Origin of the sequence: Actinotalea ferrariae CF5-4 (genome assembly GCF_000603945.1) — a bacterium.
GTDB lineage: Bacteria > Actinomycetota > Actinomycetes > Actinomycetales > Cellulomonadaceae > Actinotalea > Actinotalea ferrariae.
Map to the genome: position 1 here is coordinate 45,367 of NZ_AXCW01000004.1, position 20,983 is coordinate 66,349.

A 20,983-nucleotide genomic window follows, 5' to 3' on the forward strand; every position below is an offset into this window, starting at 1 on the left:
TACTCAGGTCGCCGGCGCCGACCGCGCCATGCGGAAGATCGGCCGACGGTTGTGCCCGCCGCCCTCCGTCGAGGGGTTCGGCACGGAGGTGACGGGAGGGGCGTGCTCGGGCTCCGCGGCGTCGTCGTCGGGGTCGATCTCGATCGGCGCGGTGACCAGGTCCCGGACCCCCGCCACGACGGCCTCCGTCGCGGCGACGCGCGCCTCGGCGCGGTCCCGCTGGTGCCGCATCGACGCCAGCTGACCCTCCAGGTCCGCCACCTCCGCCGCGTGGGCGGAGCGCTCGGTGTCCAGCCGTCGCTGGAGCGCCGCGGTCTCCTCCGCGAGGCGCGACTCCAGCCCGAGGATCTCCGCCTCGTGGCGCGCCACGAGGTCCTCGAGGTCGGGGACCCGGTCGGCCTGCCGGCGCACGGCGTCGATCTGCGCCGCCACCCCGGACTCCTCCAGCGCGCGGCGGGCCAGGTCGACCCTCGTCTCGCGCTCGGACGCCCGCAGGTCCGACCAGTGCTGACCCCGCATCAGCTCGAAGCGGGTCTTCTCGATGCTCTCCGCCAGGCTCTCCGGTGTCATGCTCGACGGTAGGCACGTGAGGGCGCCAGATCCCAGGGGAGATGTCCGGGTTCACCCGGACAGCCGCACGTTTCACCCGGGTCCGCCGACGGTGATCTTCGGACGACGCGACCGACGTCACCGGCTCTCCCGGAGCCGGGCGGCCGCCCTCCCGCGGCGCCTCGCCGACCGCCCTCCCGCGACACCTCGACACCGGACCGTCCGGGGCACACGCGGCAATGTGGACCAATCGGGTGAACAGTCCCTGACACCGGCCCCGCGTGCGCAGAGAGCGCGCGCTTCACCCGCTCGTCGCCGTCATCATCGGTCCGGGCGTCCCTCACAATCGGGCACAGCTCACGACTCGACCCGAGCCGACCAGACAGGGGGTGTCGATGTGATCACCGCCGGCACCCTCGTCCCGGTCCGCGAGTTCGGACCGTTCGACGAGCTCTCCGACCAGGCCCACCAGCACTACATCGACGGCTTCGCCGAGCGCGCCGTCGCCGCCTGCCGGACGTACCAGCCGCTCGCCCGCGCCGCCGGCGACCTGTCCACCCTGCGCTTCCTGCTCTACACGGAGTCGATCTCCCTCATGGAGCTCGGGCGCCACGGCGACGCCGTCGACGCGGCCCGCACGATCCTGTCGCTGAGCGGTCCGGACGACCACGTCTGGCGCGCCAAGGCCCTCGCCATGGTCGCCGAGGCGAGCACCCGCGAGGGTCAGCAGAGCCGCGCGCTCGGCGCGCTGGCCGAGGCGGACTGGGCCGTCAGCGCGGTGCCGTCCGGCTCGTACGGGCACATCTCGGCCAGCATGGCCGTGGCCCTCGCCCTGCGCTCCGTGACCCTCTTCGAGCACGCCGACGAGCGGCTGTGCGAGCTGCTGCACGTCCAGGACGACTGGATCCGCCTCCTCGTCGTGCACGAGCTCACCGAGCTCGCCGCGACGTGGGCCGTGAGCCTGGCGCTGCTGGGCCGGGTGGAGGACGCGCGCGTCGAGTTCCTCACGACGCTGGAGCGGTCCCTGCACATGCAGCGCCTGGGCTGGACGACCGACTCCCCCGCGATGGTCGCCCGTGGGGAGATCTACGAGGCCTTCGCGCTGCTCAACCTGGGTGAGCCGGAGCTCGCCCTCGGCCGCGCCCTCGCCGCGAAGGACCGCTTCCAGCACCGCCGGGAGCTGCTCGAGACCCAGCTGTACCGCCTCGTCACCGCGCAGGCCGCCACCGCCGCCGGCGACTTCGAGCGCGCCCGTGAGCTGCTGCGGGCCGCCGTCGCGGACGCGACCGCGAACGGCCGCGAGGCGTGGGTCGGCATGGGGCTGGAGGCGCTGGCCGAGGTCGACGTCGCCGAGCACGGCGAGACCCCGGCGACCGCCATCTGGCGGGACCTGGCCCGCTCCGCGCTCGCCCGCCTGTGGAGCGAGCGCGAGGGCCGGTTCACCGCGCTGCAGGACCGGGACCACATCCGTCGCCTCACCGCCGAGACGGACCGCATGGGGCGCGTCGTCCTGCAGGACCCGCTCACCGGCCTGGGCAACCGGCGCCTGCTCGTCGCGACGCTCGAGGCCAGCCCGCGGCCGATGTCCGTCGTGTTCATCGACGTGGACAACTTCAAGGCCGTCAACGACCAGTACTCCCACGCCGTCGGCGACGAGGTGCTCCGCCGCATCGCCCAGGTGCTCCGTGCCCAGTGCCGCGCGGAGGACGTCATCGTCCGCTACGGCGGCGACGAGTTCATCATCCTCACCGCCCACGACGACCGCCGGGCGCGGTCGGTCGCCGAGCGCGTGCACCGGGCGATCCGCAACCACCCCTGGGACGAGCTCGAGCGCGGGCTCACCGTCACGGTGTCCATCGGCGTCGGGGTGCCCGACGCGAGCACCGACAACCCGCTCGTGGCGGCCGACATCGCGCTCATCACGGCCAAGCGGGCGGGGCGGGACCAGGTCGCCGGGCTCGAGGCGGCGCCCGACGCGGACCCGGCCGACGAACCGGCGGTCGCGCCGCTCCGGCGGGACTGAGCGGAGCGGTCAGCCCCGCCCGGCAGGCGCGACGGCGGCGAGCCAGTCCTCCGCGCCCCCGGCGCTGCGGGACCGGTCCAGGACGTCCGCGAGCTCCTCGCCGGTCATCGGGCGCCCCAGGTGGAAGCCCTGGACCCGGGTGCAGCCCAGCCGTCGCAGCGCCGCCAGCTGACCGGCCGTCTCGACGCCCTCCGCGACGACCTGCAGACCGAGCGTCCGGGCCAGGCCGATGACCGCCTCGACGATCGCCGTGTCCTCCCCCGGCCGGTCCAGCCCCTCGACGAACGTCCGGTCGATCTTGACGACGCTCACCGGGAACCGCTTGAGGTACGCCAGCGACGCGTACCCGGTGCCGAAGTCGTCGATGGCCAGGCGGGACCCCGCGTCGGTGACGCGGGCGAGCTCGGCCGCCGCGGCGTCGCCCGCGTCGAGCAGGACGTGCTCGGTGATCTCCAGCAGCACGCGCCCCGGGTCCGCGCCGCTGTCCCGCGCGGCGCGGTCGAGCTGGTCCGCGAGCGCGAGGTGGCTGACCTGCCGCGTGGAGACGTTCACGGTGACCTGCATGTCCGGCACGCGCGCCTGCCACCGGGCGAGCTGCCGGCACGCCTCCTGGAGCACCCAGTCGCCGATGGGCACGATGAGGTCGCTGGCCTCGGCCACGTCGATGAAGGCCTCCGGTGCGAGCGTGCCGCGCTCCGGGTGCTCGAGCCGCAGCAGCGCCTCCGCGGAGACGACCCGCCCATCGGCGACGTCGACGATCGGCTGGAAGAGCAGCCGGAAGCCGCCGTGGTCGAGCGCGTGCCGCAGCGCCTCCTCGGTCGCGAGCCGCTCCACCGCCATCGTGTGCAGGGTCTCGTCGTAGAGCACCCAGCGGTCCCGACCCGCGCGCTTGGCCTGGTGCATGGCGAGATCGGCCTCGCGCAGCAGGATCTCCGGGTCGGCCTGCGGGTCCGTCGTCGTCGTCACGCCGATGCTGGGCCCGACGACGAGCCGGAAGCCGCGCACGTCGACCGGCTCGCTCATGCGCTCGTGCAGGCGGCGAGCCACGCGCAGCCCGTCCGTCTCGTCGCGCACCCGCATCGCGACGACGAACTCGTCACCGGACAGCCGGGCCACCGTGTCCGGCGGACGGACCGTCTCGCTGAGGCGGTGCGCCATCTCCCGGAGCACCTCGTCCCCGGCGGTGTGACCCAGCGTGTCGTTGACGTCGCGGAAGCGGTCCAGGTCGCAGCAGAGCACCGCCAGCGCGCGGTCGGTACCGAGCTGCCCGACGGCCTGGCGCAGGTGGTCCATGAGGAGCGTGCGGTTGCCCAGACCGGTGAGGGAGTCGTAGAGGGCGCGGTGGGCGAGCTCCGCCTCGGCGGCCCGGCGGGCGGTGACGTCCTCGACGTGCTCGATGACGTACGACGGCGAGCCCTCGCGGTGGACGACCGACGCCGTCACCCGCACCCACGCCCAGCCGCCGTCCCCGCGGCGCAGGCGGCGCTCCTGCTGGTACCCGCTGCTGCTGCCGGCCGCCATGCGGGCCAGCTCCTCGAAGGCCGCCGCCAGGTCGTCGGGGTGGTGCAGCTCCGCGGACGGGCGCCCCATGAGGTCCTCCGGCGCGCGTCCGACGAGGTCGGCGAGGGTCTGGTTGGCCTCGAGGATCCGTCCCTCCTGCTCCGGCTCGAGGCTGAGGATGAGCATGCCGACCGGCGCGCCGTCGAACGCCGACCGGAACCGGCGCTCGCTGTGGTCGAGCTCGCGGTCGACGATGAGCTGCGCGGTGACGTCCCGCCAGGTCACCAGCAGCTCGTCGCCGAGGCGGACGACGCGCAGGTCCACGTAGCGCTCCTCCCCGTCGGGCGTGGGGACGAACAGCGACTCCAGCAGCAGCGACGTGCCGCCCGTGAGCACCTGCACGTAGCGGTGGAACAGCGCCGCCGGGCCCGGGCGGGACGCGGCGTCGTCGTCCGGCGGGACCCACTCGTCGCCGACGTCGGTCCCGCGCGCCACCGCGGGCGTGTTCGCGTGGACGACGACGAACCGCGTCACCGTCCCGGTCGCGTCGCGCACCGGACGCACGACCGCGACCGGGTCCAGCATGTTGTCCAGGGCACCCTCGACGCGCTGGTGCTCCGCGGGATCGAGGCGCCCCGCGGGACGTCTGGTCGGGTCGCGCCCCTGCGCACCGTCGGCCGACCCCGGCCACGCCTGGGAGGGTGACGCCCCCGGACGGTCGATCATGGCCACGCGTCCACGGTACGCGCGCCCCGCTGATCCGGCGATCCCCCGAAGTGCGCACGACTTCCCCCTTCCTGGGGGGCCGAGCCGTCGGGTCAGGGGACGTCCAGCCGCACCGGTGCGGACGTCCGGACGTGCGTCAGGGCGCCGTCCCCGCCGACCGCCACGGACAGGTCCGCGCCCCCCAGACGCAGTCCGTGCACCTCGAGCGCGCCGAACGGCGCGGGGGCGGTCGGTCGGACGGCGAGCCGGCCCGCGGGGACGTCCGGGTCGAGGCCGAGGAACGCCGTCAGCAGCACGACGGACGACGCGGCGGCCCACGCCTGCGGACGGCACGCCGCGGGGTACGGGACCATCGCGGGCACGGACCCGCGGGCGTCGCCGGAGTACAGCTCGGGCAGGCGGTAGTCGACGTCCGCCGCGGCGGCGAGCAGGCCCTCGGCGAGGCTCGCGGCGACGTCGGGGTGCCCGGCACGGACCAGGCCCGCGACGACGATCGCCGTGTCGTGGGTCCACACCGAGCCGCCGTGGTACCGCAGGGGCCAGTACCCGTCCGACGACGTCGCCATCGTCCGCAGGCCGTAGCCGGAGTCCATCTCCGGCGAGGCCAGCCGCCGCGCGACCTGGGCCTCGTCCGCCGCGGAGAGCAGGCCCGTCCCGAGCAGGTGCCCGATGTTCGAGGTCAGCGTGTCGACGGCCTTCTTGTCCGCGTCGAGGGCGATGGCGGGGTACCCGCCGTCGTCGTCCTGGACCCAGAAGGCGTCCCGGAACCGCTCGCGCAGGCCCTCCGCCCACGCCCGCCAGCGCTCCGCGCCCGGCCGGCCGAACGCCTCCAGCAGCGCGGCGCCCGCGACCGCCGCCTCGTGGGCGTAGCCCTGCACCTCGCACAGCGCGATCGGCCCGGTCGCGAGGGTCCCGTCGCGCCACTGGACCGAGTCCCCGGAGTCCTTCCAGCCCTGGTTGGCCAGGCCCCGGCCGGTCTCGTCGAGGTACTCCAGGAAGCCGTCACCGTCGGCGTCGCCGTGCTCGGCCATCCAGCCCAGCGCCGCCTCCGCCGCGGGCAGGAGCGCCTCCACCTCGTCGGTCGGCATGCCCCATCGCCAGGCGTCGTGCAGCAGGCACACCCACAGCGGCGTCGCGTCGACGGTGCCGTAGTACAGCGGCGGGAGGACGGCGCCGTCGCCGAGGTCGAGCTCGGTGCTGCGGACCTCGTGCAGGATCTTGCCCGGCTGCTCCGCGGTGCCCGGGTCGACCGTCGTGCCCTGGCGTGCGGCCAGCGTGCGCAGCGTCCCGGCGGCCAGCTCCGTGCCGAGCGGGAGCAGCATGCGCGCGGCCCAGAGCGAGTCGCGGCCGAAGAGCGTGAAGAACCACGGGGCGCCGGCAGCCACGAAGACGTCGTCGGGCGCGAAGCGGGCGCGCATCCGCAGCGTCGCGAGGTCCTCCAGACCGCGGTGCAGCAGGGCGGTGAGGCGACGGTCGTCGGCGCGGACGTGCGGGGTGGACCACGTGGCCGTGGGCGGGCCGGGCAGCACCGGCGACTCGGCGCGGTCGGCCGTGAGGGTCCACTCGACCGTGGCGGTCTCCCCCGGCCGCAGCTCCAGGCGCCACCGCAGGACGGGAGCGGTGGGGTCGGTGAGGTCCACGTCGGCGGCATCGGCCCGGACGACGACGTCCACGCCGTCCCCGTGCCACGTGAGCACGTCGCCCTGCGCGGTCGCGGCCTGCGGCGCGCCGGCGTGCCCCGCCTTGACCGGCTCCATCGGCGCCAGGTCCGCGGCGAGCGCGACCTCCAGCGGGACCACGACGACGCCGTCGGTCGCGTTGGCCACGGCCAGCCGCTCCTCCACCCCGCCCGGCACGACGGTGCGGCGGCGCCGCAGGCGGACCGTCGGGTCCGCACCGGGCCCGTCCACGGTGCGCAGGAGGGAGACGGCCTCCACGACGCCCGGACCGGCGGGCCCGGCGCCGATCGCCTCGGGCTCGGCGCCGTCGACCGTCAGCACCGCGCGGGACAGCACGCGGACGTCGCCGTCGTAGAAGCCCTGGGCACCGGCGGCGCGGACCTGGCCGTCGGCGCCCGACCACGCCTGGGTCGGCGCCATGGTCGCGACCAGCAGGTCGTGCAGGAGGGGCTGCAGCGGCATCGGTGTCCTCCTCGTCTTGACATCCGGGGCAGTGGTGGACACTCTGGCCTCATTCATTTGAGCGTTCCAACCCGTCGCACAGTAGCCCGTTTGAACGCTCCAAGACAGTCCCGTCGACGGACACGGCCGATGCCCCTGCGGGGCCCGGCACGGGTCCGGTGGCGGGACGCTCACCACGCGAGGAGGCGTCGGTGGACGGTCGCCCCACCCTCGAGACGGTCGCGCAGCGCGCCGCCGTCTCCCGTCAGACGGTCTCGAACGTGCTCAACTCCCCGCACCTCGTGCGGCAGGAGACCCTGGAGCGCGTCCGCGCCGTCATCGACGAGGTGGGCTACCGGCCGCACGGCGCCGCCCGGCAGCTGCGCACCCGCCGCTCGCGCGTCATCGGGCTGCGGCTCGAGCGCACCGTGGACGGCATCAACGGCGCGGTCCTGGACCGTTTCCTGCACGCCCTCACCGAGCAGGCCCAGCTGCGCGGCTACCGCGTCATGCTCTTCACGGCGCACGACGACGCCGCCGAGATCGGGCAGTACGGGGAGCTCCTGGACGTGCTGGAGCTCGACGCCTTCGTGCTCACCTCCACCCACAGCGGTGACCCCCGCACCGCCTGGCTCTGCGAGCACGACGTGCCGTTCGTGACGTTCGGCCGCCCGTGGGACCCGCCCGGCACCGACGGCCAGCCGGACCACCCGTGGGTCGACGTCGACGGCGCCGCCGGGACGCGCGCGGCGGTCGAGCACCTCCAGGACGCCGGTCACACCGAGATCGCCTTCGTCGGGTGGCCTGCCGGCTCCGGCGTCGGGGACGACCGGCGCGCCGGCTGGCTGCGGGCCATGCGTGCCGCCGGCGTGCCGCAGCACCGGCTCGACGCCCTGGACGTCGCCACCGAGGACGGGATCGCCGAGGGCGCCGTCGCCGCCCGGCGCCTGCTGGAGCACGTGCGGCCCACGGCATTCGTCTGCGCGAGCGACTCCCTCGCGCTCGGCGTGCTGGCGACCCTGCGCTCCGCCGACGGCGACCTCATCGCGTCCGGCCCGGCCCAGGCCGCCGTCGTCGGCTTCGACGACACACCCGTCGCGCGGGCCGTCGGCCTGTCCAGCGTGGCGCAGCCCCTCACCGAGGCGGCCGGGCGCGCGCTGGACCTCCTCCTCCAGCAGCTGTCCGGCTCCTCCGGAGCGCCCACCCGGGACCACCACGTGCTGCTCGCCCCGAGCCTCGTGGTCCGGGAGTCCAGCGCGTCGGCCCCGCCGACGTGACCCGTCCGGCCGGCGCCGCCACCGCGGACCGGCCCTGAGCACCCACCTGCACCCATCGAAGGAGACACGATGCGTCCCACCCGTACAGCCGCACTGACGGCGTTCGTCGCCGGCGGCGCCCTGCTGCTGTCCGCCTGCGGCGGCGGCTCCGGCTTCGAGGAGGAGCCCGCCGAGGGCGGCGGCGAGACCTCCGAGGACGGCGGCGCGTCCGCAGAGGGCGGCGAGCTCACCGTGCTCATCGGCTCCTCCGGCGACGCGGAGACCGACGCCGTCAACGAGGCCGTCGCCGCCTGGTCGGAGGAGTCCGGCACGGAGGCGACCGTGCGCGTCGCGGCCGACCTCAACCAGGAGATCGCCCAGGGCCTCGCGGCCGGCTCCCCGCCGGACGTCTTCTACGCCAGCACCGACCAGCTCGCCGGCTGGGTCGAGAGCGGGTCCCTGTGGGCCTACGGCGACCAGCTGTCCAACGCCGACGACTTCTACCCCGCCCTGCGGGAGAACTTCACCGTCGACGGGGAGTTCTACTGCGCGCCGAAGGACTTCTCGACGCTCGCCCTGGTCATCAACACCGACGCCTGGGAGGCCGCCGGCCTCACCGAGGACGACGTGCCGACCACGTGGGAGGAGCTCGCCACCGTCGCGCAGACCCTGACCACCGAGGAGCAGGTCGGCCTCAGCTTCGGACCCGAGTACCAGCGCCTGGGCGTCTTCATGCAGCAGGCCGGTGGTGGGCTGCTGTCGGAGGACGGCGAGGTCGTCGCCGACAGCCCCGAGAACGTCGAGGCGCTGGAGTTCGTGCAGCAGATGCTCAACGACGGCTCCCTGGCCTACCCGTCGTCCATCGACACCGGCTGGGGCGGCGAGGCCTTCGGGTCCGGCCGTGCCGCGATGACGATCGAGGGGAACTGGATCATCGGCGCCCTGCGCAACGACTTCCCGGACACGAGCTACCTCGTCGCCGAGCTGCCGGCCGGCCCGGCCCAGCAGGGCACGCTGCAGTTCACCAACTGCTGGGGCATCGCGGCCGACAGCCCGAACCAGGAGTCGGCCCTCGACCTCGTCGAGTTCCTGACCTCCACCGACCAGCAGCTGGCGTTCGCCGAGGCGTTCGGCGTCATGCCGTCCGTCGAGTCCGCGGCCGAGGGCTTCCGCGAGCTCTTCCCCGAGCAGACGGCGTTCGTCGACTCGGCCGAGTTCGCCGTCGGGATGCCGACGCAGAACGGCGCCTCGAACGTCATCTCCGACATGAACGGGCAGATCGAGGGCCTCGCCTCGGCGGACATCCCGTCGCTGCTCGCCTCCGTCCAGACCAACATGCAGGCCGTCGTCGACAGCGCCGGCTGACCGGGGGACGCGCTGCCGCCCGGCCTGCCCCGGGCGGCAGCGCGCCGCCGTCGAGCACCCACCCCCGACCGAGTGAGGGACACCATGTCGACGCTGGAGAGCACCCCGGTGCGCTCGTCGCAGGCCCGCCCACCGCAGCGACGCGGCCGGCGCGGCGGCATCCACGGCCGCGAGGCCCTCGCCGGCTGGCTGTTCATCTCCCCCATGCTCGTGATCCTCGGGCTGTTCCTGCTCGTCCCGGTGGTCATGGCGCTGTGGGTGAGCCTGTCGGACTGGACCGGGCGCGGTTCGCCGTTCGGCTCGACCGTCGGCTTCGTCGGTCTGGACAACTACCGCGCCCTGGCGACCGGTGGCGGCCTGGCGACGCAGGACTTCGGCACCGCCATGCGGAACAACCTCTGGTACGTCGTCCTGGTGGTGCCGCTGCAGACGATGCTGTCGCTGTTCCTCGCCGTCATGGTCAACCGGCGCCTGCTCAGCGGGCGCGGGTTCTTCCGGACCGCGTTCTACTTCCCGTCCGTGACGAGCGCCGTCGCCATCACCGTGATCTTCCTCTTCCTCTTCTCCGCCTCCGGCGCGGTCAACCGCGCGCTCGGGGCGCTCAGCGTCGACGGGCCGAACTGGTTCGCCGACCCCCGCGGCGTCCTGCACGTCGTGCTCGGCGCCCTCGGCGTCCAGGACGGACCCGAGCTGCTCACAGGGACGGGCTTCCTCGGGATCCCCCTGTGGCAGTGGGTCGCCGGCCCGTCCGTGGCGATGAGCGTGTTCATCATCCTCGCGGTGTTCACGACCTCGGGGACGATGATGCTGCTGTTCATCGCGGGCCTGCAGCAGATCGGCGGGGAGGTCGAGGAGGCCGCGACGATGGACGGCGCGAGCGTCTGGCAGCGCTTCCGGTACGTCACCCTGCCGATGCTGCGGCCGACGGTGTTCACGGTCGTGACGCTCGGCCTCATCGGTACCTGGCAGGTGTTCGACCAGATCTACACCGGCACCCAGGGCGGCCCAGCGAAGACGACGCTGACGCCCGCGTACCTGTCGTACCAGTCCTCGTTCGAGCAGAGCCAGTGGGGCCGGGGCGCCGCCATCGCCTTCATCCTCTTCGCGATCATCGTGGTGATGACGGCGGTCCAGCGCGCGGTGCTGCGGGAGCGCGACGTCGTCCCCCGCCGCAAGCGGTTCCACCAGCCCGCCGACGGCGGCCGCGGGGGCCGCGCAGACGGGACCGGCGGCACGGGGCGCCGACCACGCTTCACCCAGACGCCGCGCGGCAGCGAGTCCGCCGCCAAGCCAGGACCAGGGATCCCAGGATGACCACGACCACCGGCCGCAGCGCCACCACCAGCACCCGCGCCGCCGACGAGGCCCGCGAGCTGCGGCAGGCCCGCTCGGCCCGCCGCCGGCACGTCGGGACGTTCGCGACCTACGCCGTCCTGGCGATGATCGCGCTGATCTACATCTACCCGTTCCTCATCTCCGTCGCGACCTCCTTCAAGTCCGACGCGGAGGCTGTCGCGAACCCGCTGTCCCTCATGCCCGTGACGTGGACGGCGGCGGCGTACGAGCGGCTCTTCCTTCGCTCGGACTTCCCGACCTGGTTCCAGAACTCCGTCATCGTGACGGTGATCGTGACCATCGGCCGGGTGTTCATCAACTCGCTCGCCGGCTACGCGCTCGCCCGGCTGCACTTCCGGGGGCGCGGGCTCATCTTCGCGGCCCTCATCGCCGTCATGGCCGTCCCGGGCGTGGTGCTGCTCATCCCGAAGTTCCTCGTCATCAACCAGCTCGGGATCTACGACTCCTACGCCGGCATGATCATCCCGCTGCTCGCGGACGCCGCCGGGATCTTCATCATGAAGAACTTCTTCGAGTCGATCCCCCGGAGCGTCGAGGAGGCCGCGCGGATCGACGGCGCGGGCCCGTTCCGGACCTACTGGTCGGTGGTGCTGCCCATGGCGACGCCCGCGCTCATCACCCTCGTGATCCTGTCCTTCCAGGGCTCGTGGAACGAGCTGGCGCACTTCATCGTCTCCGCGCAGGACCCCCAGCTGCGGACCCTGACCAAGGGTGTCGCGCAGCTGGCGTCGGGCGCGCTGTCCCAGGGCAGCCAGTTCCCGCTCAAGCTGGGCGCCGCCGTCGTCATGACGATCCCCGTGGCGGTGCTGTTCTTCGTGTTCCAGCGGCGGATCATGAACGTGACGGCGGGCGCGGTCAAGGAGTGAGGCAGGCGGGGGAGGCGAGCCGCGTGAGGCGAGCCGCGTGAGGCGAGCCGGGTGAGGCGAGCCGCGTGAGGCGAGCCGGGTGAGGCGAGCCGGGTGACGCCACGGCGGCGCTCGGCGGGAGGTTCTCGTCAGCCCGCGTCGACCGGCAGGACGAACCACACGGTCTTGCCGCCGTCGGGCCGGGGTGCGCTCCCCCACTCCTGCGCCAGGTGCTGCACGAGGAGCATCCCGCGACCGTCGAGGGCGTCCGGCGGCGGCGTCCGGACGACCGGTGCCGCGGCGCCGTCGTCGTCCACCGCGACGTGCACCGCACGGGAGGTGCGGGCGAGCCGCAGCACGACGTGCCCGCCGGTCGGGCCGTGGTTCTGGGCGTTCGCCACGAGCTCGGTCGCCAGGAGCAGCAGCGTGCGCTCCACCGGCGCCGCCCACCCCTCGGCCGCGGCGACGTCCCGGAGCCGCGCGCGAACGTCCGCCAGCGGTGTCACGTCGACCTGGAGGTGCGCGACGAGGGCGGCATCGTCCGTCGGGTCGGCCGGGTCGGCCGGGTCGGCCGGCTCCGCTGCACCCTCGGCCACGGCCTCGGCCGCAGCCTCCACCACGGCACCGACCACTGCTGCGGCGACGACGGCCGCGCCCACCGCGGCACCCGCCGCGTCCACTGCGTCGGTCCCGGTGTCGACCACGTCCACCGCATCGGTCCCGATGTCGACCACGTCGACCACGTCGACCGCGTCGGTGTCGACGGAGGGACCGACCTGGGCCTCGACCGACTCGTCCGCCCCGGTGTCGAGGGAGACGTCGGCGGGGGCGGCGCCGGTCGCTCCTGCGAGCGTCACGGCAACGCGCTCAGAGCCCGGGACCACCGCGGCCCCTCCCGCCGAGGTGCAGCGGGTCGACGGGACCGCGGTCCCGGCCCTCGTCGGCGACGCGCACGTGCTGCAGGTGGAGCAGGTCCGCGACCTCGTGGGCGCAGGTGGCCTGGGCGTCGTGCAGCACGAGCGTCGTGCCCCGCTCCTCGCCGAACTCGTCCAGCACCAGCAGCCCGTGGTGGTCGATGAAGCGCAGCCGGGCGGCGTCGACGTGCAGGTCCCCGACGGGATGGCCCGTGATGGCGCTCCCGGTGACGACGATCTCCAGCGTCCGACGCAGCGCCTGCACGTCCGTGAGGTCGACCTCGCCGCGCAGGTCCAGGTCGTGCCTCTCCCCGAAGAAGAGCTGGAAGCGGGTCGCGCCGTCGTTGACCAGGGGGTGCAGCTCCGCGAACGCCGCGGCGACGTCGGCGCCGAGGCGCGACCGGTCGAAGGCGCAGAGGGCCGAGAAGGGGACGCGGCGGGTCACACCGTCCAGCGCTGCCTCGTAGGCGAGGTGGACCGCCTGCTCCTCGGGCCGGCGGACCCACTCCGTGGTGTCGCCGGCCGCCCGCAGGCCGCGGAAGCCGGCCCCCGTGGACTGCCGGGTCCAGTCCTCCCAGAAGGCGGCCTGCTCCGCGGGGCCCGGGCCGTCGTCGGGGCGGTCGCTCGGCAGGGCGAGGATGGTCAGCGCCCCCGTCCGCTCGAGCGCGGCGACGTCGAGGTCCCCCAGCTCGTCGGCCAGCTCGTCGTGGCTGCGGGTGCCGACCCACACGCCGGCGAGGCCCTGCTCGATGCCCTCGGCGAGGAAGCGGCTCGCGCGCCGACGGAAGTCCGCCGCGTCGTCGAAGACCCAGCAGAGGTGGTCGTGCGCGCCGAGGCCCTCGGGGGTGGCGACATCGCCTGCCGTGCGCATACCCCCCAGGGTCTCACCATGTCGACGGCCTGACGAGAGCCGTTCGTGGAGCGGGACGTCCGGGTATGTCAGTGCCGGCGGTGGACCTTCATCCGCGGCGGGCGGCCGTCCGGGTCCGCGATGGTCCGGTACGCGGGCGCCACGAGCAGACGGCGCCAGCGGGCCATGCCGTCGGGGTCGTGCGGTCGCAGGCGGCCCGGCGGGCGCGGGCCCTGCCGGCCCCCCGCGTGCCAGGCCGCCAGGGCCTCGGCGCTGCGCCGGATGGTGGCGACCGCCTCCGCGGGGTCCAGCAGCGCGGCGTCGTCGGCGAGGTCGAGGTGCTCGCGCAGGAGCGTGAGCCGCAGGTCCCGCGCGAACACGCGCGCCCCGTCCCCCAGGCCGGCCGGGTCGCGCGGCTCCCGCTCGTCGCGGGCCTCGTCCAGGACGGCGGCGGTGAGCTCGGAGTCGTGCGTCCACGAACGCCGGTTGAAGTTGTCGCTGCCGACCGTGGCCCAGACGTCGTCGACGACGCACACCTTCGAGTGCACGTAGACCGGCCGGCCGGCGTGGTTCTCCACGTCGAGCACGAGGACGCGGTCCCCGCCCGCCTCGCGCACCCGGTCGAGCGCCACCGCGTGGCCGTGCCGCGACGCGGCCACGGCGATCCGGCCCTCCTGGTCCGGGTACCGCGGGACGACGGCGACCAGGTGCAGGCCCGGCTCACGCCGCAGGGCGTCGGCGAAGAGGCGCGCGACGGGCTCCGACCACAGGTACTGGTCCTCGATGTAGACGAGCCGGCGCGCGCGCCGCATCGCCTTGGCGTACCCGCGCGCGGCGCTGCGCTCCCCCTCCGGCGCGAACGGGTAGCCCGGGGTGCGGTTGGGGTAGGTGCGCAGCATCTGGACCGTCACCGACCCGGCGGCGGGCGGGTCCGGCCGCTGCGGCGGGAGGCGGCCGGCCGAGCGGTCCAGGCGGCGCGCGAGGTCCGGCAGGGCGTGCCACGGCAGGCGGGACAGCGGGGCCCGGTCCGCCCAGCGCTCCCGGAAGACGTCCTCGACGTCCCGGACCGCGGGCCCGCGCACCTCCACCTGCACGTCGTGCCACGCGGGCGTGTCCCCGTACCAGTGGGAGAAACCCTGGGGCTGGTCGTCGCCGTGGTGGTCCGCGTCGTCGCGGCGGCTGTACGCGAGGTCCAGGCCCCCGACGAACGCGACGTCGTCGGCGGGGCGGGACCGGTGGCGCACGACGACGAACTTCTGGTGGTGGCTCCCGAACGGCCGCACGCGCTGGTCCAAAAGGACCTCGCCCCCGTGGTCGTTGACGCCCTCGGCCAGCGTCCGGTTCTGCTCGTGCGAGAACTCCAGGCGGTCCAGGTGCGAGCGCCAGACCAGCCCCTTCACGACGACGCCCCGCAGGGCCGCGTCGCACAGGAGCTCGGAGACGGTCGGCCCGTCGTCGCACAGCTTCTGGCCCGGGTCCCCGCGCCAGCTGGCGAAGAGGAGCAGGTCGCCGGGCTCCGCGGCCTGGACCACCTCGACGAGGCGCTCGAAGTACGCCCGGCCGTGCACGAGCGTGCGGACCGCGTTGCCCGTCGTCCACGCCCGCAGCCGGGTCGCGGGGTTGCCGCGCTGGGAGTCGGTGAGGAGCCAGTCGTGGTGCTCGTCGCCGGGCACCTCCTCCGGGACGGCGAAGGCCGCGGGCGAGGTCAGGCGGAGACCGTCGCGGCGCAGCAGCGCGGGCACGGGCGACGGGCGGAGCACGGGCTTACGGTGCCATGCCGACGGGGGTGGGGGCATGGGCCGGTCGGGTAGGACCGGGGACGCGTCCGACTCGCCCGGCGGACGGGCGGGTGGACGGCCGGCTCGGCGGGCGGGTGGTCAGTGGTGGCCCCGGAGCTTCATGCGCGGCGGCCGGCCGTCCGGGTCCACGAACGCCCGGTACGCGGGCGAGGACAGGACGCGCTGCCACGTCGTCGGCTGCACCCCGACGTCGTGCGTGCGCAGCCGGCCCGGCGGGCGCTCCCCCGGGCTGCCGGCCGCGTACCAGGCGTCCAGCGCCGCCACCCGGGCGCGCAGGGTGGCGACCGCCGTCATCGGGTCGAGCAGGGCGTCGTCGTCGGCGGTCGTGAGGTCGAGGTGCTCGCGCCACAGCGCCAGGCGCAGGTCGCGGGCGAAGACGCGCGCGCCGTCGCCGAGGCCGGCCGGGTCGCGCGGCTCCCGGCCGTCCCGGGCCTCGTCGACGACGGCCGCCGTGAGCTCCGAGTCGTGCGTCCACGAGCGGCGGTTGAAGTTGTCGCTGCCGACCGTCGCCCAGACGTCGTCGATGACGCACACCTTCGAGTGCACGTAGACCGGCCGGCCGACGGCGTTCTCCACGTCGAGGATGAGCACCCGGTCCCCGCCGGCCTCGTGGACCATGTCCAGGGCCTGGGTGTGCCCGTGCAGCGTGATGGGCAGGCGGCGCTCCGCCTCCTGCTCGGGGAACCGGGGGACGACGGCGACGAGGTGCAGGTCCGGCTCGCGGCGCAGCGCCTCGGCGAAGATCGCCGCGACGGACTCCGACCAGAGGTACTGGTCCTCGATGTAGACGAGCCGGCGGGCCCGGCGCAGCGCCTTGGCGTAGCCGCGCGCGACGGTCCGCTCCCCGTGCGGCGCGAACGGGTAGCCGCCCCAGCGGTTGGGGTACGTCCGCAGGAGCTGGACGGTCGCGGTGCCCGCGCGGGCCGGCTGCGGGAGCGGCTCGGGCAGCGGGTCGGGGCGACGCTCGGGCAGGTCGAGCAGGTGCGGCACGAGGTGCCACGGCCGCCGGGACAGGGCCGACGGGTCCGACCAGCGCTCCCGGAACACCTCCTCGACGCACCGGACGACGGGCCCGCGGATCTCGACCTGCACGTCGTGCCAGGCGGGGCGGCCGCCGTACCAGGTGTTGAACGGCATGCGCTGGGGGTCGCCGCGGTGGTCGGCGTCGTCGCGCCGGGAGTGGGCGACGTCGAGCCCGCCCAGGAAGACCAGGTCCAGCTCGGGGCGCCCGGGGTGCCGCAGGACGACGAACTTCTGGTGGTGGCTGCCGAACGGCCGGACCCGCTGGTCCAGGAGCACCTCGCCGCCGTGCTCGTTGACGGTCTGGGCGAAGCGGCGGTTCTGCCGGACGGAGAACTTGAGGCGGTCGAGCTGGGAGCGCCACACCAGGCCGCGGACCAGGACGCCGCGGTGCGCCGCCTGGGACAGCAGCTGGGCGATGGTGGTGCCGTCGTCACGGACGCACTCGTCGGGGTCGACGCGCCAGCCGGCGAACAGCAGCAGGTCACCGGCGCGCATGCGCTCCACGGCGGACGCGAGGGCCGCGAAGTAGGGCCGGCCGTGCACCAGCGGGCGCACCGAGTTGCCCTCCGTCCAGGTGCGGACGGCCGAGAACGGGTTGCCACGCTGGGACGCGGACAGCAGCCACGGGTGGCCCTCCTCGAACGGGACGGCCGCCGGGACGGTGAACCGGGCCGACTCCAGGAGGGGCACCCCGCCGCGGCGCAGCAGGTGGGTCGTCGCGCCGTTGGTCACCGGGGCGGAGCGGGACCCCGTGCCCCGGTACCGGCGAGCCGGGCGCGGCGCGTCGCCGGGCCCTTGCTCGTGCGTCCGGACCGATGAGGTCACCACGGCTCCACGGTCGCACACGTCGCCCGGTCCCGCCGGGCCGTTGGGCCCCGACCTCGCCGTCGTCGAGGTCCGGCCGGACGACGGACGACGGACGGCGGCTGCCGGTCGGCCGCAGCGCGCGACCGACCGGCGGCGCGGCTCACGCCTCGACGACCACCGCGATGACGACCGGGCCCTGGCGGGTCTTGCGCCGCAACGACCGGTCGACGGCCTTGCGGACGAGGTCGTCCAGGCTGTCGACGTCCTCGAGCGCCTGTCGCGGCGCCTTCGCCAGCGCCTGCTCGACGTCGCGCGTCACGCCCTGGAGCGTCTCGGGGCTGACGGCGACGCCCTTGCCGACGAACTCCAGCGGCTCGGCGAGCCGGGCGCCGGGGACGTCGACGATCGCCACGACCGTCAGGACGCCGTTGTCGCGCAGGGCGCGGCGCTCGTCGAGGGTCTGCTCGTCGGCGTGGCCGACCGTCTGGCCGTCGACGTAGATGTAGTCCGCCTGGACAGCCCCGACGATGGTGGCCGTGCCGTCGACGAGGTCGACCACGACGCCGTCGCGCGCGATGACGACGCGGTCCGCCGGCACGCCGGTGCGGATCGCCAGCTCGGCGTTGGCGCGCAGGTGCTTGGACTCGCCGTGGACCGGCATGACGTTGCGCGGGCGGACGATGTTGTAGCAGTAGACGAGCTCGCCGGCGCTGGCGTGGCCGGAGACGTGGACCTTGGCGTTGCCCTTGTGGACCACGCGCGCGCCGCGGTCGGTCAGCTTGTTGATGAGGCCGTAGATCGCGGTCTCGTTGCCCGGGATCAGCGAGCTGGCCAGCAGGACCGTGTCGCCCTCGGTGAGGCGGATCTGGTGGTCGCCGTTGGCCATGCGGGCCAGCGCGGCCATCGGCTCGCCCTGGGACCCGGTGCAGATGAGCGTCACCTTGTCGTCCGGCATGGACTCGAGCTTCTGGGCGTCGACCACGAGGCCGCGGGGCACCGTGAGGTAGCCCAGGTCGCGCGCGATGCCCATGTTGCGGACCATCGACCGCCCGACGAACCCGACCTTGCGGCCGTGCGCGTGCGCCGCGTCGAGGATCTGCTGGATGCGGTGCACGTGGCTGGCGAAGCTGGACACGATGATCCGCCGGGGGGCGGTCGCGAAGACCTGGTCGATGGCCGGCGAGAGCTCCTGCTCCGACATCGTGAAGCCGGGCACCTCGGCGTTGGTGGAGTCGGTGAGGAAGAGGTCGACCCCCTCCTCGCCCAGCCGCGCGAAGTGGCGCAGGTCGGTGATCCGGTCGTCCAGCGGGAACTGGTCCATCTTGAAGTCGCCCGTGTGCAGGACGAGGCCCGCGGCGGTGCGGATGGCGACGGCGAGGCCGTCCGGGATGGAGTGGTTCACGGCGACGAACTCCAGGCCGAACGGCCCGGCGGTGTGCGTGTCGCCGGCCTCGACGTGGACCGTCGACGGCGTGATGCGGTGCTCCTTGAGCTTCGCCTCGACGAAGGCGAGCGTCAGGCGGGACCCGATGACGGGGATGTCGCGCCGCTCGCGCAGCAGGTAGGGGACGCCACCGATGTGGTCCTCGTGCCCGTGCGTGAGCACGATGCCGACGACGTCGCCCAGCCGCTCCCGCAGCGACGCGAAGTCCGGGAGGATCACGTCCACGCCCGGCTGGTGGTCCTCGGGGAACAGCACGCCGCAGTCGACGACGAGCAGCTTGCCCTCGTGCTCGAAGACGGTCATGTTGCGGCCGATCTCCCCGAGGCCGCCGAGCGGGGTGACCCGGAGCGCACCGCGCCGCAGCCGGGGCGGGGGCGAGAGCTGCTGGGTCGAGGCGATCTGCACAAGGGCTCCTGACGGTGCGCGCGCGGCGCACGGGTTCGGGGACGTCGTCGGCGCGGGGGCGCTCGGCGAGGTCCGGGTGGTGCTGGGGTGGTGCTGGGGTGGTGCTCGGGTGGTGCGGGCACTGCTCGGTTCGTGGGTGGTGCGGTCCTGCGGGTCCTGCTCGGTCCGTGGGTGGTGCGGTGCTGCGCTCGGCGGCCGCGGCGGCGTCGTCGTGCGCGGGGTGTCAGTCGGCGGCGTCGGCGAGCAGCGGCGCGAGCTCGAGCTCGGGCCGGTCCCGCTGCAGGCCGCGCAGGCGCCAGACGTCGCGGAAGAGGGCGAGGCGCACGCCGTCGGTGCGGTGCGCGAGCTCGACGCCGGAGACGCCCGCGAGGAGCTCCGCGTCCCGGTCGCTCGCGAGGCGCGCGACGGAGTAGCCGAGGGGTTCGGTGCGGATCGGCGCGCGGAACTCGTTCTCCATCCGGAACGACGCGACCTCGAACTGGAGGGGCCCGACGGCGGCGAGGATCGGCTGGCCGTCGCCGCGCGCCTCGGAGATGAGGACCTGGACGACGCCCTCCTGCTCGAGCTGCGCGACGCCCTTGCGGAACTGCTTGGAGCGACCCGGGTCCGCGACGCGGGCCGCGAGGAAGTGCTCCGGGGCGAAGACCGGCAGCGGCGGGAACTCGACGGCAGGGCCGTCCGGGTCGTGCAGCGTGTCCCCCACGCTCAGCGAGGTGGCGTTGACGAGGCCGACGACGTCGCCCGGGTACGCCTCCTCGATCGTCTCCCGCTCGCGCCCGAACACCGACGCGGCGTACTTGGTCGCGAACGGCCGCCCGGTCTGCGCGTGGGTGTAGACGCCACCGCGGCGGAAGACGCCGGAGTTGACCCGCAGGAACGCCACGTGGTCGCGGTGGTTCGGGTCCATGCCGGCCTGCATCTTGAAGACGACGCCGCTGAACGGCGCCTCGACGGGTCGCGGCGTGCCGCGGACGTCTTCGCGCGGCCCGGGGGGCGGGGCGAGCGTCGTGACGACCTCGAGGAGCTGGCGGACGCCGATGTTGGTGAGTGCCGCCCCGAACAGCAAGGGCGTCGTCTCGCCGGCCAGGAACGACGGCATGTCCAGCTCGGGCAGCAGACCCATGGAGTCCGCGGCGTGGTCGAGCCGGTCGGGCCACCGCTCGCGGGCCTGCTCGACGGTGAGCCGCTCCTCCTCCGCGAGGGTCGCACCGCCGGGAGCGCGCCGGTACGCCATGACGTCGTCGGGGTGGCGGACGTCCAGGAGACCCTGGAGGTCGCCCGCGTCCCCGACCGGCCAGGTCACCGGGGTGGCGCGGAGCTGGATGCGGTTCTCGAGCTCGTCGACCAGCTCGAGCGCCTCGCGGCCCGGGCGGTCCCACTTGTTGACGAACGTGATGACCGGGATGCCGCGGCGGCGGCAGACGGCGAAGAGCTTCAGGGTCTGCGGCTCGAGGCCCTTGGCGGCGTCGAGCAGCATGACCGCGGCGTCGACGGCGGTGAGGACGCGGTAGGTGTCCTCGGAGAAGTCGGCGTGGCCGGGGGTGTCGAGGAGGTTGATGACGACGCCGTCGACCTCGAACTGGAGCGCGGCGGAGGTGATGGAGATGCCGCGCTTCTGCTCCATCTCGAGCCAGTCCGAGACGACGCCGGCGCGGTTCCCCTTGCCGTGGACGGCGCCCGCCTGCGTGATGGCGCGGGCGTGCAGGGCCAGGGCCTCGGTGAGCGTCGACTTGCCGGCGTCCGGGTGGGAGATGACCGCGATGCTGCGGCGGGGGGCGCCGGCGGGGGGCGCCGCGACCGGGTTCGCCGAGGCCGCCGCCGGGGAGGGGGTGTCCCCTTCGGCGGTTGCGGGGACCACGGGCGAGTCGAGCATCGAGTGGCGAGTCTACCGGGGCCGGTGGGAGGGGCCGGGTGCGGGGGTCGTGCTGGGGTGCGCGGGGCGGGTTGCCCTGGGGGACCGACCGGGCCGTGTCGGTGGTCGCTCGTACAGTTGTTCGAGTC

At 74.6% G+C, this 20,983-nt stretch carries 14 protein-coding genes; 5 read left to right on the forward strand and 9 right to left on the reverse strand.

The window, feature by feature from the left end:
* Positions 1–3: 3 nt before the first annotated feature.
* The gene (locus tag N866_RS01140) at positions 4–570 is read right to left on the reverse strand and encodes a hypothetical protein (protein WP_034221439.1); all 567 of its coding nucleotides are present in this window, start codon (positions 568–570) and stop codon (positions 4–6) included.
* Between the two features lie 376 nt (positions 571–946).
* On the opposite strand from N866_RS01140, the gene N866_RS19615 reads away from it, so the two are divergent.
* A complete protein-coding gene (locus N866_RS19615; RefSeq protein ID WP_052022216.1) occupies positions 947–2,572 on the forward strand; it encodes a GGDEF domain-containing protein in 1,626 nt (541 codons plus the stop codon).
* Between the two features lie 9 nt (positions 2,573–2,581).
* Here N866_RS19615 and N866_RS01150 read toward each other — a convergent pair whose 3' ends face one another.
* The gene (locus N866_RS01150) at positions 2,582–4,798 is read right to left on the reverse strand and encodes a putative bifunctional diguanylate cyclase/phosphodiesterase (RefSeq protein WP_052022217.1); all 2,217 of its coding nucleotides are present in this window, start codon (positions 4,796–4,798) and stop codon (positions 2,582–2,584) included.
* Positions 4,799–4,890: 92 nt separating this feature from the next.
* Positions 4,891–6,939 carry an amylo-alpha-1,6-glucosidase gene (locus N866_RS01155; protein ID WP_034221442.1) on the reverse strand — a complete coding sequence of 683 codons (2,049 nt, stop codon included), beginning with the start codon at positions 6,937–6,939 and terminating at the stop codon, positions 4,891–4,893.
* 191 nt (positions 6,940–7,130) lie between these two features.
* Here N866_RS01155 and N866_RS01160 point away from each other — a divergent pair, with 191 nt between their 5' ends.
* The 4 genes from N866_RS01160 to N866_RS01175 all read left to right on the forward strand — a co-directional run bounded on the left by N866_RS01160 (position 7,131) and on the right by N866_RS01175 (position 11,761).
* Positions 7,131–8,195, forward strand: coding sequence for a LacI family DNA-binding transcriptional regulator (locus tag N866_RS01160; protein WP_034221445.1), 1,065 nt, complete (start codon positions 7,131–7,133; stop codon positions 8,193–8,195).
* A gap of 69 nt (positions 8,196–8,264) precedes the next feature.
* On the forward strand, positions 8,265–9,539 hold the full coding sequence (locus N866_RS01165) for a sugar ABC transporter substrate-binding protein (protein WP_034221448.1): 1,275 nt from the start codon (positions 8,265–8,267) through the stop codon (positions 9,537–9,539).
* Positions 9,540–9,623: 84 nt separating this feature from the next.
* Positions 9,624–10,853 carry a carbohydrate ABC transporter permease gene (locus N866_RS01170; RefSeq protein WP_155855139.1) on the forward strand — a complete coding sequence of 410 codons (1,230 nt, stop codon included), beginning with the start codon at positions 9,624–9,626 and terminating at the stop codon, positions 10,851–10,853.
* Complete coding sequence (locus N866_RS01175) at positions 10,850–11,761, forward strand: carbohydrate ABC transporter permease (protein WP_034221451.1); 912 nt, start codon at positions 10,850–10,852, stop codon at positions 11,759–11,761. Before N866_RS01170 ends, N866_RS01175 begins: the two co-directional genes overlap by 4 nt.
* A 128-nt stretch (positions 11,762–11,889) precedes the next feature.
* On the opposite strand, the gene N866_RS19620 is transcribed toward N866_RS01175, so the two are convergent.
* The 6 genes from N866_RS19620 to N866_RS01205 all read right to left on the reverse strand — a co-directional run bounded on the left by N866_RS19620 (position 11,890) and on the right by N866_RS01205 (position 20,855).
* The gene (locus tag N866_RS19620; RefSeq protein WP_052022218.1) at positions 11,890–12,597 is read right to left on the reverse strand and encodes an ATP-binding protein; all 708 of its coding nucleotides are present in this window, start codon (positions 12,595–12,597) and stop codon (positions 11,890–11,892) included.
* A gap of 10 nt (positions 12,598–12,607) precedes the next feature.
* Positions 12,608–13,525 (reverse strand): MEDS domain-containing protein, encoded by a 918-nt coding sequence (locus tag N866_RS01185; protein WP_034221454.1) that lies wholly within the window; start codon positions 13,523–13,525, stop codon positions 12,608–12,610.
* 68 nt (positions 13,526–13,593) lie between these two features.
* Positions 13,594–15,264, reverse strand: coding sequence for a phospholipase D family protein (locus N866_RS01190; RefSeq protein ID WP_034221457.1), 1,671 nt, complete (start codon positions 15,262–15,264; stop codon positions 13,594–13,596).
* A 117-nt stretch (positions 15,265–15,381) separates the two neighbouring features.
* Entirely contained in the window at positions 15,382–17,151 is a 1,770-nt protein-coding gene (locus tag N866_RS01195; protein ID WP_245612317.1) for a phospholipase D family protein, read from the reverse strand.
* A 142-nt stretch (positions 17,152–17,293) separates the two neighbouring features.
* Positions 17,294–18,982, reverse strand: a complete 1,689-nt coding sequence (locus N866_RS01200; protein ID WP_081802217.1) for a ribonuclease J — start codon at positions 18,980–18,982, stop codon at positions 17,294–17,296.
* Positions 18,983–19,205: 223 nt separating this feature from the next.
* Entirely contained in the window at positions 19,206–20,855 is a 1,650-nt protein-coding gene (locus tag N866_RS01205; protein WP_081802218.1) for a peptide chain release factor 3, read from the reverse strand.
* Between the last annotated feature and the right edge of the window lie 128 nt (positions 20,856–20,983).